Source organism: Dermacoccus sp. PAMC28757 (assembly GCF_014302635.1).
Taxonomy (GTDB): Bacteria; Actinomycetota; Actinomycetes; order Actinomycetales; family Dermatophilaceae; genus Dermacoccus; species Dermacoccus abyssi.
Genome location: NZ_CP060292.1, coordinates 2877791 through 2890651, shown reverse-complemented (window position 1 = coordinate 2890651; position 12861 = coordinate 2877791). Strand labels below are relative to the sequence as shown.

Sequence of the window (12861 nt, the reverse complement as noted above, 5' to 3'; positions counted from 1 at the left end):
GCTCCGTCTCCCCAGGGGCGATGGATGCCGACGCGGTACTCGAAGGGCTCGACCCGGGGCAGCGCGAGGTGGCCGCGAACCCGCTCGGCCCCATGGTCGTGCTCGCGGGTGCCGGCACCGGCAAGACCCGCGCCATCACGCACCGCATCGCCTACGGCGTCCACTCCGGTGCGCTCGTCGGCCAGCGCACCCTGGCGGTCACGTTCACGGCCCGGGCGGCCGGTGAGATGCGCACGCGACTGCGCGACCTCGGCGTCCCACAGGTCGTGGCCCGCACCTTTCACTCGGCGGCCCTCAAGCAGTTGCAGTACTTCTGGCCCCAGGCCATCGGTGGAGGCGCCCCCGAGGTGATCAAGACGAAGGGCAGCATCGTCGGCGAGGCCGCCGGGCGCCTGCGCCTGCAGATGGACCGCACTGCCCTGCGTGACGTGGCCTCCGAGATCGAGTGGGCCAAGGTCTCGATGCTCACTCCGGAGACCTACCCCGTCGCCGCTCGACGAGCCGGACGTCAGCCGGCCGACCTCGACCTGACGGCCATGGCGCGGCTGCTCGACGCGTACGAGGACGTGAAGTCCGCGCGCAACGTCATCGACTTCGAGGACGTGCTGCTGCTCATGACCGGCATCCTCGCCGAGCGCGAGGACATCGCCCGCACCGTGCGCGATCAGTATCGCCACTTCATCGTCGACGAGTACCAGGACGTCAACGCCGTCCAACAGCACCTGCTGTCGCTGTGGCTCGGCGAGCGCAAGGACCTGTGCGTCGTCGGCGACCCGGCCCAGACGATCTACTCGTTCACCGGCGCATCGCCCAGTCATCTGCGCACGTTCGCGTCGAAGTTCGAGGGCGCGAAGCGCGTCGAACTCGTGCGCAACTATCGCTCGACCCCGCAGATCGTCACGCTCGCCAACGAGGTGATGAAGAAGGCCGACCGCGCGTTCGGCAGCGTGACGCTCCAGGCCCAGCGCGGGTCCGGCACGACGCCGCGCCTCGTCACCTACCCCGACGATGCGGCCGAGGCGCGCGGCGTCGTCGAGGACATCCGCGCCCTTCTCAAGGTAGGGGAGAAGCCGAGCACCATCGCCATCCTCTTCCGCACCAACGCACAGTCCGAGGCCTTCGAGACGGCACTCGCGGATGCCGGTGTGCCGTACCAGATCCGCGGGGGCGAGCGGTACTTCAACCGTGAGGAGGTCCGTCGGGGCATCCTTCTGCTGCGCGGTGCAGCGCGTAGCGACGACGGCTCCAAGCCCCTGCCCGACACCGTCGCCGACGTCCTCATGGGCGCCGGGTGGTCGCCACATCCGCCGGCTGCCGGGGCCACCCGCGAGCGGTGGGAATCGCTGCAGTCGCTCGTGGAACTGAGCAAGGACGTCGCGCGCACCGTGCCCGGGGCCCAGGTGCGTCAGTTCGTCGCCGAACTCGACCGTCGGGCCGCGGAACAACACGCGCCGAAGGTGGAGGGCATCACGCTCGCCTCCCTGCACTCGGCCAAGGGGCTGGAGTGGGATTCGGTCTTCTTCGCCGGTGCGAGCGACGGGCTGCTGCCGATCATGATGGCCACGACGCCCGAGGCGATCGAGGAGGAACGACGCCTCATGTACGTCGGCATCACGCGAGCACGCAAGAACCTCTCCCTGAGCTTCGCGCTGGCCCGTCACGAGGGCGGACGGGCCACCCGTTCGCCGTCCCGTTTCCTCGACGGCACCGGTTCTGTACTGGAAGGAGCGGCCGCTGCGCGCCGTCCGGGCGCTCGCAGCACCCGAACGAGCAAGCCGCTCAAGGCGGCGAAGTGCCGCACCTGTGGCCGCGATCTCGACACGGCCGCCGAGCGCAAGATCGGGCGCTGCTCCGAATGCCCGGCCACCTACGACGAGGGGCAGTTCGAGGCGCTCAAGACGTGGCGACGTGGCGCCGCGCAGCGCGACAAGGTGCCAGCCTTCGTCATCTTCACCGATGCGACGCTCGTCGCCATCGCCGAGACGCGTCCGACGACGCCGGCGGGGCTGCGTGCCATCTCCGGTGTGGGCACCTCGAAGGTGACGAAATACGGCGCGTCCGTGCTCGCAGTCCTCGCCGGCGCCGACCCGGAGGCGGAGGTCGAAGCGCCGAGCGCGTTCGGGGAGTTCGACCCGGCCTGACGCGGATTTCGGGGCCTGCGAGAAATCTTCCCGTTAATTCGGTTGCCCGCTTCTCGTCGCCCCGACTACTGTGATCTCACATCACGGCGGATGCCTTGCATTCGCGTGAGCAGAATCGAGAAAGCTCCGCTCGCCGAGCGGACCGACCAGGGAGGTGCCTCATGGACATCATCACCACGATGACGTCGTCCGCCTCCCTGCGCGCTGCCCGCCAGGCCTGCGGTACGGGTTTCACCTTCGATCTTTCGGGGTACCCGTCTGCCCTGGGCCACGCCGGCGCTGAGCGCACCGGCGTCGTCGCCGCACAGAAGCCGAACATCGCTTCGGCCGGTGCGCGCGGCTTCGGCAAGCGTCGTCCCCACCTTTCTCGGTTCTCCCCGCATCCGCTCGGGGGTCTGGTGTAGTCACACATCAGCCTTCGAAGCGAAGCCGCGAGATCCGAAACCCGGGTCCGCGGCTTCTTTCGTGTCGATGAGATGTCGACACGTCGAGCCGGTGGACCCGCCCGAGACACATCGCCCGATGAGCGGGCGTCATCCGTGAAGCGAGGAACACCATGACCGCATTGTTCGAAGACCTCATACCCGTGGCGGTGGCCCAGGTAGAGACTCCCTGCGCCACTGCCGACCCGGAACTGTGGTTCGCGCAGCAGCCTGCCGACGTCGAGTTCGCCAAGGCTCTGTGCAGCACCTGCCCCGTCGTGCGGGCGTGCCTGGCCGGTGCCAAGGAGCGCGAGGAACCGTGGGGCGTCTGGGGCGGTGAGCTGTTCGAGCGCGGCGTCGTCGTGCCGCGCAAGCGTCCGCGCGGCCGCCCCCGCAAGAACGCGGCGTGATGCCGTCACCGGTGACCGCGGCGGTCTGCGTCCGAGCGGGCTCAGGCCGCCCGGCGGCACGAGGCGGTGCACGACCAGAGGCGGTGCTCCACCTGGGGCGCCGCGATGTCGAAGGTCAGGCTCATCGAAAGGGCGTTGATGTTCGACGCCGTGAACGAGCGGACGAACAGGCCGGCGGCCCCGGCAGCGAAGGCGTGCAGCGCCGGAGCGACCGGAGTCTCCGGTCTGACCGTTGCCGCGGCGAAGGCGGGGTGGACGCAGTCGGGACACGGCCCACCGGCGCCCGCGACGGGGCCGACCGTGACGGTGCGTGAGGTGAAGGCCAGAGGAAGGACGGCCGGTCGAGGTCCGATCAACGGCCCCGGCAGATCGGGCACGTCCCCGATCGCTTCGTAGCGCCACGGCAGAGCGCCGATGAGCAGGTCGGGGGCGGGCACGGGACGGCGTCCGTCCCATTCGCCGACGGCGTCGACGAGGCCGGCCACGACGGAGACGACGGGGCGCACGAGAGCATCCGGGCCGGTGACGAGAACGCGGCACGGTCGCCGGACGGGAGCGGCCAGTGATTCGGCGAACTCGTGCCACGCGCGGACGGCCGCGTCCGGTGCGCGCCTCGAGCGCTCGGGGTCCTCGGGCACGAGGTGGCGCAGGGCTCGCCGTTCGGCGACGTGCGGGGTGGGGGTCGTGCCGCTGGGCTGGGACATGCTCGCTCCTCGTGCCTGGCCACCGTCTCCTGGACGTGGCTTGGTCGACTCAGCGTGCCTCGCGTGTCGGGAAGCGAGTCCGCCGTTGTCCACAGCCGTCGCGGTTGTGGACAGGCGCCGGAGCGTTGTCAGCACTCTCCACTAGCGTTCACGTCATGACCAGCTCGAGCGATCGGCGCCCCACCCACCTCACGATCGACGACCAGCCCGTGGAGATTCGCCGTAGCAGCCGCCGTAAGCGCACCATTCAGGCGCGCTTCGAGGACGGTGTCGTCGTCGTGTTGGCGCCCGCTTCGATGTCGGCGCGAGAGGAGCGGCGCGCCGTCGAGGATCTCGTTCGGCGAGTGACGCGCAAGAGCCGCTCGGCGCGCAACGACGACGCCCTCATGGAGCGGGCGAGGCAGCTCAGCCGCACGTACGTTCCCGGTGCGCCGGTCCCGTCGTCGGTGCGGTGGGTGTCGAACATGACGAGCCGCTGGGCCTCCTGCTCACCCGCCGACGGTTCGATCCGCCTGTCCGACGCCATGGTGGGTATGCCCGCCTACGTCGTCGACGCCGTGCTCCTGCACGAGGTGGCGCACCTCGTGGAACGCGGTCACGGTGCGCCGTTCCAGGCCATCGTCCGGGCCGACCCGAAACACGACGTCGCGCAGGCCTATCTCGCGGGGGCGTCATTCGGAGCACGCCGCACCGCCGATGCGCTGCCTCAGCACGGCCTCGGCGACGACAACAGTGAGCGAGCCGCGACCGATGCCCACGCGACATCGTCGCCCGGTGACGACGCGCCCTCGGTCGTGCGCTGACCACTTCCTCCCGGGGCTCAGAGCTCGTTCGGGGCATCTCGGGTCGTGGGCAGCGTCGACCAAACCGTCCGGCTTCACCCTCGTGGGTCGGGGGTTTCCGGCACGGCTGGGGGCACGTACCCGACGAGAGGAATTGCTAGGCATGCGTACACGGTTCACCGAACTTCTGGGCATCGAGCACCCGGTGGTTCAGGGCGGCATGATGTTCGTCGGACGGGCGCCCCTCGCAGCTGCCGTCTCCGAGGCCGGTGGCCTCGGCATCATCACCGCCCTCACCCAGCCGACGCCGGCCGAGCTCGTCCGGGAGATCGAGGCCGCGCGAGAACTCACGGACAAGCCGTTCGGCGTCAACCTCACGATCCTGCCGAGCATCAACCCGCCGCCGTACGAGGAGTACCTCGACGCGATCATCGAATCCGGCGTGACGATCCTCGAGACGGCCGGCGCCAACCCCGAGCCGTTCATGCCCAAGCTGAAGGACGCCGGCATTCGCGTCGTTCACAAGTGCACGAGCGTGCGGCACGCGCTCAAGGCGGAGCGCATCGGTGTCGACGCGGTGAGCATCGACGGCTTCGAGTGTGCGGGCCACCCCGGCGAGGACGACGTGACGGGGCTCGTGCTCGTACCCGCCACCGCCGACGCGCTCAGCATTCCGTTCATCGCCTCGGGCGGTTTCGCCGACGGACGCGGGCTCGCGGCGGCGCTCTCCCTCGGCGCGCACGGCGTCAACATGGGCACCCGGTTCATGTGCACGACCGAGTCGCCCATCGCCGACGGCGTGAAGAAGGCGATCGTCGACGCCACGGAGCGCGACACCGAACTCATCTTCCGCCCGCTGCGCAACACGGCCCGTGTGGCGAGCAACAGCATCAGTCGCGAGGTCGTCCAGATCCTCGAGGACGGAGGCGAATTCGCCGACGTTCGCGATCTCGTTGCCGGGTCGCGCGGCAAGAGGGTCTACGAGGACGGCGACCTCGAGGCCGGTATCTGGACGGCGGGCATGGTGCAGGGCCTCATCCACGACATCGTCCCCGCCGGCGAGATCGTGACGCGTACGGTCGCCGAGGCGGAGAACATCCTGCGCCGGCTCACGGCGACCTTCTCTCTCGATGCCGAGGCGCACAGCTGACGCCCCGAACGCATCAGCCCGCCACCTCCGCGTGAGGTGGCGGGCTGAGCTTCGTGTCGGCGAATCAGGTTCGGGCGGAGAGGTTCTCGCGTGCCAGGTGGATGGCTTCGACGAGAGATTCTTCCGTACCCTCGGGCAACGCGTCGACCGGCCACCACCGCACGTCGTCCGACTCGTCACTCATGACGAGGTCGCCGCTCCGGGCGATCGCGGCGTAGCGCAGGTCGAGGTGTTCACGGCACCAGTCGAAGACGGGCGGCAACGCGTGCGCGTCGACCTGGACGAGGTCGGTACTCACGAGGAGATCCCCGAGACCTGACTCCTCACGCCCCTCGCGGGCCGCCGCGTCGCGGACGCTCGCGTCGCCTGCTTCGAGGTGCCCGCCGAACTGGAACCACCGCTTCGCCTTGCCGTGCAGCGTCAACGCCACGTGTTCGAGCGACGCGTCGAGTACGACGAGTGACGCCGTGAAGTGCGTTCGCACGCCGTGGCGCCACATGCACTGCGGCTCGGCTTCGAGGACGTCGAGCATCCGCGCTCGCGTCGCCTCCAAGGCGTCAGTCGGCGCCTGCCACGCCGTGAGCGCAGCGCGGGCGTCGTCGCGCAGGAGCACGAACCCCTCCGGCATGGGCCCTGCCTGGTGGGCGGGGCTCACTTCTCGGAGTCGGACGGACCCGAAGGCGCGTCGTCTCCGTCGTCGTCCTTGTCTTCGTCACCCTCGGAGCGGTTCTCTGCCGCACCGTGACGCGGGTCCGAGGCGCCGCCGCTCGGCCGCGCGTCGGGGTCGCCGGCCTTCGCGCCGCCGGAGTCCGGCGTTTCGGAGGTCGCGCCGGCGGTGGACGCGCCAGGAGCGTCATCGGCGCGGTCGGCGTCCCACTCGGCGCGCCCCTGCGTGAGCAGCGCTTCGAGTTCGTCGTCCATGGCGTCACGCTCGGGCTCGGCCACCTCGGCGCCGGTGCGCTTGGCGATGTAGCCCTCCGGGTCGGCGATGTCGTCCGCGGTCGGGATGAAGTCGGGGTGACCCCACGCCTCGTCACGCGTGGCCGCGTCGGACGCCTCGGCGAGCTTGCGCCACAGGTCGGCGGCCTCGCGCATCTGGCGCGGACGCAGTTCGAGCCCGACGAGTGAGCTGAACGTCTTCTCGGCCGGGCCGGCCGACGCGCGACGGCGGCGCACGGCCTCGGAGAGGGCCGCGGCGTTGGGCAGGTGGCCGCGCACGGCCTCGTCGGTGACGACGTCGACCCAGCCCTCGACGAGCGCGAGCAGCGTCTCGAGGTGGGCGAGGGCGCGCTTCTGCTCCGGCGACGGCTCGGGGGAGAACAGGTTGCCGGCGAGGGCCTCCTGCATCGCCTCGGCGTCGGAGGGGTCGATGTCGCGCACCTTCTCCTCGATTGCCTCGGTGTCGATGCGGATGTCGCCGGCGTAGCTCTGCACGGCTGCGATGAGGGCGGCGCCCAACCACGGCACACGCTCGTAGAGGCGGACGCGGGCTGCTTCGCGCACGGCGAGGTAGAGGTGCACCTCTCCGGCGTCGACCCCGAGGCCGTCGGCGAACGACGCGACGTTGCCGGGCAGGATCGTCACGGCGTTCGGCGTGACGAGCGGCAGGCCAACCTCGGTGCCGGTGACTGTTTCTCCGGCCAGAGCACCGATGGCCTGGCCGACCTGCATGCCGAACATCGAACTGCTCATCTGCTTGAGCATCGGCGTCATCTGCGACGACAGGCTCGAGATGTCGAAGCCCGCGGGCAGCATGCCCTCGGGGATGCCGAGCTGGGAGAGGTCGCCGGCGTCCATCTGACCGAGCTGTTTCATCATCGCGTCGGAGACGGCGTTGCCGACGCCGGTGGCCACCGGCTCGACGACCTTGCGCCACGTGGGCATCGTCGCTTCGATCCACTCGCTGCGTGACAGGGCGCGGGGGCGGGCGCTCGGCGCGGCGAAGTCTGTGACGGCGTCGAGCCACAGGTTGGCGACCTGCGCGACCTGGGCGACATCGCTCTGCGTCGAGGCGGGGACGCTCGGGTCACCTTCAGCGGCGACGACGCGGCGGGCCACGTCACCGGCCATGCGCTCGTTGAAAGCAGAACCGGTGTCGCCGCTCATCATGGCCTGGAACTGGGCCTGCATCATGCCGAGCTGAGCAGGGTCGATGTTGCCCAGACCCATCTGGCGCAGGGCGTCGACCATGCCGGCGTCGGGGGTGCCGCCCATGAGATTGCGCAGCATGTCCTCGAGACCGTCTCCGTTGTTCCGGTTCTCGTCGCGGTCGTCGTCGTCGCGGCCCCCGTAGGGGTTCATCGGGTTGGGAACGTCGGGCATGGAAACCTCCGCACTGGGCGTCGTCGCTTTGCGACCGACACTACCGCTCGCACCAACTCGAACTCCTCGGCGTTCTTGCAGCCGCGGGTGAGAGGATGAGCGGCGGTCGGCACCTCGCCCCGTACAACATCGAAAGGTCGCTATGAGTTCCCGCGCCTCCTTCGTCACGATCAGCCGGGCCCACTCGTGATGGCCCTGCAGCGTCGAACGAAGATCGTCCTCGGCGTCTTCCTGCTGCTCCTGGCTGCCCTCATCGCCTCCGTCGCGATCAAGGTGCCGTACGTCATCCTGCGTCCCGGGCCGGCTCCGGACACGCTCGGTTCGCTCGACGGCAAGCGCATCCTCCAGGTCAGCGGCACGAAGACCTATCCGACGACGGGTTCGCTGCGCTTCACGACGGTCTCGATGTACGGAGGCCCGGGCAACCGTCCGAGCGCACTCGAGTACGCCTTTGCGCTCACCGACTCGCACGCGGAGATCTACAAGGAGTCCGATCTCTTCGCTCCGGAGACGACGAGGGAGCAGGTCGAGCAGCAGAACGCCGCGGAGATGACGGGTTCGCAGAGTGCCGCCGAGGTGGTCGCGGCCCGCAAGGCCGGATTCACCGTGCCGGAGACGATCGAGATCGCCGCCGTCTCCGAGAAGGCCGCCGCGAAGAAGCTCCTGCGTACCAAGGACGTCATCACGAGCGTCAACGGTGTTGCGGTGAAGGATTCGCCGACCCTGCAGCGGGAGATGAAGAAGGTGAAGCCGGGGGAGAAGGTGAAGCTCGGCATCACTCGCGCCGGCAAGCCGATGACGCTCGAGGTGCCAACACAGGAGGTCGACGGGCGTGCCGTCATGGGAGTGGCCCTCAACCCGAAGGCCTCCCTGCCCTTCACGGTGAAGCTCACTGTCGGCGACGTGGGCGGCCCCAGCGCGGGCCTCATGTTCACGCTCGCGATCTACGACACGGTGACGCCGGGCCCGCTCACCGGTGGCAAGCACATCGCCGGCACGGGCACGATGAATTCCGTCGGCGAGGTCGGGCCGATCGGCGGGGTCAAGGAAAAGGTCGTCGGCGCTCGTGAAGAGGGTGCTACGGCGTTCCTCGCACCGGCCGACAACTGCGCCGAACTCAAGGGCAATGTGCCGGACGGGCTGAGCGTCTACCGCGTGGCGACGATCGACGAGGCCGTCAAGGCCGTCGAAGGCATCGCGAAGAACGACACTAAGGGCCTCGCCCGCTGCGGTTGAGGCACCGAGAGGTCGTCAGCCTGCGAGAGTGGCCTTCAGCGCATCGACGAGACCGGGGGCGATGTTCGTTCCGATGGCAACCTTGTCGTCGCTGTCCTCGGCCTTGCGTCGTACGAGGGTGATGATCTCGCCGCCACGCAGGGCAGCGACGAGGAGGCGGACGTCCTCGCGCTCCGCGTGAGAGGCCAGACGCTCCGTCGTGGAACCTCGTGTGCCGAAGGTGTCGGTCTGCGCGCTCGGCGGCACGATGATGCGCTCCACCGCGAGTGCCACGCCTTCGACGTCATCGGGCCACGCCGTGTGGCCGAGGGCCTTCTCGAGGTCGTCGCCGACGATGGCGTCCTCCTGCTCGATGGCGGAGTACTCGTCGGGATCAATGTCCCCGAGCACGGCTGCGAGCGCGGGCTGGGCGCGCAACAGTTCGCCGTTGCGGGCGAGTGCGAAGAGCCGGGGCGCCTGGCCCCACCCTTCGGAGGCGACATGCGCCTCGGTCTCGAGCGCACAGCGGGTCAGGGGTGACAGGACGGGCTTGACGGCACTCATGGATCCCATCGTAGGCGGCCCGGGGACCCCGCCCGCACGCGTGAGGTGGGCCACGGGTTAGGTTGGGGCAGAACGCTGGAACGAGTCTGCGCGCTGAGCGCGAACGAACGCGCGCTGCGCGGTGAAGGGGTGGGGCCGGTGCCTGCAGATCGGGTGCCCGAAGGCGGCGAGCAGCAGGTTGCTCTCGACCCCCGTTCGGTCAAGCGTGCGAGGCGCCTCGGGCTCGTCGTCGGTGGGCTCATCGTAGCGATCTTCCTCGTTCGGCTCGTCGCCGGCGCGTGGACGAAGTGGGCCTGGTTCGACTCCGTCGGCTTCGTCGGCGTGCTGCGAACCCAGTGGATCACCCAGGGCGTGCTGTTCGTCATCGGGGCGCTCCTCACCGGCGGCGCGGTCTGGACGTCCCTCGCCGTGGCGCACCGGGCACAGCCCGTCATCGTGCCGGAATCCGACGATGAGCTCGTCATGGAGCGCTACCGCGGCGCCTTCGAGCCGATCCGTCGCCGAGTGTGGATGGCCGTCCCGGCGCTCGTCGGCTTCTTCGGCGGGGCGACAGCGGCCTCCCAGTGGAAGCTCGCCCTGCTGTGGTTGAACCGTGTTCCGTTCGGCACGAAGGACGCCCACTTCAACAAGGACATCGGCTTCTTCGTCTTCACCGTGCCGTGGCTGAGCTTTCTCGTCGGCTTCCTCACGATGGTGCTGATGCTCGCCCTCCTGGCGGCACTGCTCGCGCACTACCTCTACGGCGGCCTCAACTTCCGCGGTGCCGGGGGAGGCGCTCATTCCCGCAGCCCCCGTACGTCGGCCGCGGCTCGCGTGCACCTGTGCGTCCTCGCGGCTGCGCTCCTGCTCGTGCGCGCCGGTTCCTTCTGGCTGTCTCGCTACGAGAGCACGACGGCCGCGGGGTCGCGCATCACCGGCGTCACGTACACGGTCGATCACGCGATCATTCCGACGCGCGGCGTCCTCGCCCTCGCGGCGCTGTGCTGCGCGGCCATGTTCATCGCGACGATCGTGACGGGCACCTGGCGCGTACCGCTCGTCGGCGTCGCCATGATGACGGCGGTGGCGGTGCTCGTCGGTCAGGTGTATCCGGCGTTCGTCCAGCGCTTCCAGGTCAAGCCCTCGGAGGCGAGCAAGGAGACCCCGTACATCAAGGACGCGATGGCGGCCACGATGAAGGCCTACGGGCTCGGCGACATCGATCGGCGCAGCTACAGCGCGACGACCGACGCATCCGGTGGGCAGCTGCGTGGTGACACCGCGACGATGCGCGGTATCCGCCTGCTCGACCCCACCGTCGTCGGCGCCACGTTCCAGCAGCTGCAGGGGCGCGTGAACTACTACCGCTTCCCGGCCAGCCTCGACGTCGACCGCTACACGACGAACGGCGAGAAGCGCGACACCGTCGTCGCGGTGCGCGGCCTCAACCTCGCGGGAGTGCCCGCCTCGCAGCGCAACTGGGTCAACGACCACACCGTGTACACGCACGGCTACGGCGTCGTCGCGGCCGACGGCGGAAAGCTCACGTCCGAGGGTGCGCCCGTCTTCGTCGAGAAGGACATGCCGACGAGCGGGGTGCTCGGCAAGTACGAACCGCGTATCTACTTCGGCGAGGACATGCCCGGCTTCTCCATTGTCGGTGGCCAGGGCGCTCGCGAACTCGACCACCCCGACGCCTCGGGTGAGCAGAAGCGCACGCGCTACGCCGGCAAGGGTGGTGTCGCCCTGTCGAACCCGATGAGCCGCCTCGCGTACGCCGTGACCTACGGCGACAAGAACATCCTGCTGTCCGACGCGGTGGGTGACGGCAGCCGCATCATCGACAACCGCGACCCCTCCGAGCGCGTCAAGGCCGTGGCGCCGTGGCTCACCACGGACGGCGACGTCTACCCGAGCGTCGTCGACGGGCGGGTGCAGTGGATCGTCGACGGCTACACGACGAGTGACAACTACCCGGGCGCGGCGAAGTCGAACCTCTCCGGTGCCACATCCGACTCGACGACGGCGACCTCGCGCAACGTCCGTGCCCTGCGAGACGGCCAGGTCAACTACATCCGCAACTCGGTCAAGGCCACGGTCGACGCCTACAGCGGCGAGGTGAAGCTCTACACGTGGGAGCCGAACGACCCGATGCTCAAGGCCTGGACGAAGGCGTTCGGCGGTTCGGTGAAGCCGATGTCGCAGATGAGCGCCGATCTCGTCTCCCACGTTCGTTACCCCTCGGACCTGTTCAAGGTGCAGCGAACGGTGCTCGAGACCTACCACCAGAACGATGCGGGTGAGTTCTTCAACGCGAGTGACCAGTGGCAGGTGCCGGACGACCCGACGGCCGGTGAGAACGCCAAGGGCCAGCCGCAGCCGCCGTACTACCTCACGCTCGCGATGCCGGGGCAGAAGGCGCCGAGTTACTCGCTCACGTCCACGTACATTCCGGTCGGTTCGCGACAGAACCTCACCGGCTACCTGTCGGTCGACTCCGACGCGGGCTCCGAGGCGGGCAAGAAGGCCTCGACCTACGGGCGGGTGCGTCTGCTCGAGATGCCCGGTTCGACCTCGGTCACGGGCCCGGCGCAGTTCCAGAACGATCTCGACTCGACGACGCGCACCTCGGCCGACGGCAGCGTGCCCCTCACGCAGTTCCTCAGCCAGGCGCGACAGTCCGGTTCGACGGTGGCGCGCGGCAACCTGCTCACGCTGCCCGTCGGGGGAGGCTTCCTCTACGTCGAGCCCATCTACGTCCAGGCCCGTGGTGCAACGTCCTACCCGCTGCAGCGAGCGGTCGTCGTCGGGTTCGGCAACAAGCTCGCATGGGCGCCGACCCTCGAGGCGGCGCTCGACGATCTGTTCGCAGGAGACTCCGGAGCGGACGGGGCGCCGCAGCCGTCCCAGGACGACGCGAATTCGGGCAAGGACTCGGAGAAGGACTCCGGGAAGGATTCGACGACGAAGCCGTCGACCTCGTCCAACGCAACGCTCGACAAGGCCCTGAAGGATCTGCAGAAGGCGTACGACGACGGGCAGGCCGCCATGAAGAAGGGCGACTGGAAGGCCTACGGCGAGGCGCAGCAGCGTCTGCAGAAGGCTCTCGACTCGGCCACGTCGGCCGCGCCGTCGGGCTCGGTCACGGCGAAGTGAGGCGCGTCGGTGGCGG

At 69.4% G+C, this 12861-nt stretch carries 11 protein-coding genes; 7 read left to right on the top strand and 4 right to left on the bottom strand.

Annotation, left to right across the window (positions count from 1 at the left end; translation table 11 throughout):
• Positions 1-20: 20 nt before the first annotated feature.
• The 3 genes from H7F30_RS13685 (at position 21) to H7F30_RS13675 (ending at position 2973) form a co-directional block, all read left to right on the top strand.
• Positions 21-2141 carry an ATP-dependent DNA helicase UvrD2 gene (locus tag H7F30_RS13685; protein ID WP_187038084.1) on the top strand — a complete coding sequence of 707 codons (2121 nt, stop codon included), beginning with the start codon at positions 21-23 and terminating at the stop codon, positions 2139-2141.
• Positions 2142-2302: 161 nt separating this feature from the next.
• Entirely contained in the window at positions 2303-2545 is a 243-nt protein-coding gene (locus tag H7F30_RS13680) for a hypothetical protein (RefSeq protein WP_187035753.1), read from the top strand.
• A gap of 152 nt (positions 2546-2697) precedes the next feature.
• On the top strand, positions 2698-2973 hold the full coding sequence (locus H7F30_RS13675) for a WhiB family transcriptional regulator (RefSeq protein ID WP_047310292.1): 276 nt from the start codon (positions 2698-2700) through the stop codon (positions 2971-2973).
• A 41-nt stretch (positions 2974-3014) separates the two neighbouring features.
• Here H7F30_RS13675 and H7F30_RS13670 read toward each other — a convergent pair whose 3' ends face one another.
• Complete coding sequence (locus H7F30_RS13670) at positions 3015-3677, bottom strand: hypothetical protein (RefSeq protein ID WP_187035751.1); 663 nt, start codon at positions 3675-3677, stop codon at positions 3015-3017.
• A gap of 155 nt (positions 3678-3832) precedes the next feature.
• Between H7F30_RS13670 and H7F30_RS13665 the strand changes: the two genes are divergently transcribed.
• Positions 3833-4480 (top strand): M48 family metallopeptidase, encoded by a 648-nt coding sequence (locus tag H7F30_RS13665; protein ID WP_222617812.1) that lies wholly within the window; start codon positions 3833-3835, stop codon positions 4478-4480.
• A 142-nt stretch (positions 4481-4622) separates the two neighbouring features.
• Positions 4623-5609 carry a nitronate monooxygenase family protein gene (locus tag H7F30_RS13660; RefSeq protein WP_187035749.1) on the top strand — a complete coding sequence of 329 codons (987 nt, stop codon included), beginning with the start codon at positions 4623-4625 and terminating at the stop codon, positions 5607-5609.
• Positions 5610-5673: 64 nt separating this feature from the next.
• Here the strand turns inward: H7F30_RS13660 and H7F30_RS13655 are convergent, their stop codons facing one another.
• Positions 5674-6237: an NUDIX hydrolase gene (locus H7F30_RS13655; protein ID WP_187035747.1), complete on the bottom strand. Its 564-nt coding sequence runs from the start codon at positions 6235-6237 to the stop codon at positions 5674-5676.
• Between the two features lie 23 nt (positions 6238-6260).
• Positions 6261-7931 carry a zinc-dependent metalloprotease gene (locus H7F30_RS13650; RefSeq protein WP_187035745.1) on the bottom strand — a complete coding sequence of 557 codons (1671 nt, stop codon included), beginning with the start codon at positions 7929-7931 and terminating at the stop codon, positions 6261-6263.
• A gap of 189 nt (positions 7932-8120) precedes the next feature.
• Between H7F30_RS13650 and H7F30_RS13645 the strand changes: the two genes are divergently transcribed.
• Positions 8121-9167, top strand: coding sequence for a PDZ domain-containing protein (locus H7F30_RS13645; protein WP_187035743.1), 1047 nt, complete (start codon positions 8121-8123; stop codon positions 9165-9167).
• A 15-nt stretch (positions 9168-9182) separates the two neighbouring features.
• Here the strand turns inward: H7F30_RS13645 and H7F30_RS13640 are convergent, their stop codons facing one another.
• Positions 9183-9710 carry a PPA1309 family protein gene (locus H7F30_RS13640; RefSeq protein WP_225911204.1) on the bottom strand — a complete coding sequence of 176 codons (528 nt, stop codon included), beginning with the start codon at positions 9708-9710 and terminating at the stop codon, positions 9183-9185.
• 138 nt (positions 9711-9848) lie between these two features.
• Here H7F30_RS13640 and H7F30_RS13635 point away from each other — a divergent pair, with 138 nt between their 5' ends.
• Positions 9849-12845, top strand: a complete 2997-nt coding sequence (locus tag H7F30_RS13635; protein ID WP_255464862.1) for a UPF0182 family protein — start codon at positions 9849-9851, stop codon at positions 12843-12845.
• The last annotated feature ends 16 nt before the right edge of the window (positions 12846-12861 follow it).

Coding starts and splice junctions, on each gene's coding strand:
- H7F30_RS13685 (WP_187038084.1), top strand. CDS start 21: ATGGATGCCGACGCGGTACTCGAAGGGCTCGACCCGGGGCAGCGCGAG.
- H7F30_RS13680 (WP_187035753.1), top strand. CDS start 2,303: ATGGACATCATCACCACGATGACGTCGTCCGCCTCCCTGCGCGCTGCC.
- H7F30_RS13675 (WP_047310292.1), top strand. CDS start 2,698: ATGACCGCATTGTTCGAAGACCTCATACCCGTGGCGGTGGCCCAGGTA.
- H7F30_RS13670 (WP_187035751.1), bottom strand. CDS start 3,677: ATGTCCCAGCCCAGCGGCACGACCCCCACCCCGCACGTCGCCGAACGG.
- H7F30_RS13665 (WP_222617812.1), top strand. CDS start 3,833: ATGACCAGCTCGAGCGATCGGCGCCCCACCCACCTCACGATCGACGAC.
- H7F30_RS13660 (WP_187035749.1), top strand. CDS start 4,623: ATGCGTACACGGTTCACCGAACTTCTGGGCATCGAGCACCCGGTGGTT.
- H7F30_RS13655 (WP_187035747.1), bottom strand. CDS start 6,237: ATGCCGGAGGGGTTCGTGCTCCTGCGCGACGACGCCCGCGCTGCGCTC.
- H7F30_RS13650 (WP_187035745.1), bottom strand. CDS start 7,931: ATGCCCGACGTTCCCAACCCGATGAACCCCTACGGGGGCCGCGACGAC.
- H7F30_RS13645 (WP_187035743.1), top strand. CDS start 8,121: ATGGCCCTGCAGCGTCGAACGAAGATCGTCCTCGGCGTCTTCCTGCTG.
- H7F30_RS13640 (WP_225911204.1), bottom strand. CDS start 9,710: ATGAGTGCCGTCAAGCCCGTCCTGTCACCCCTGACCCGCTGTGCGCTC.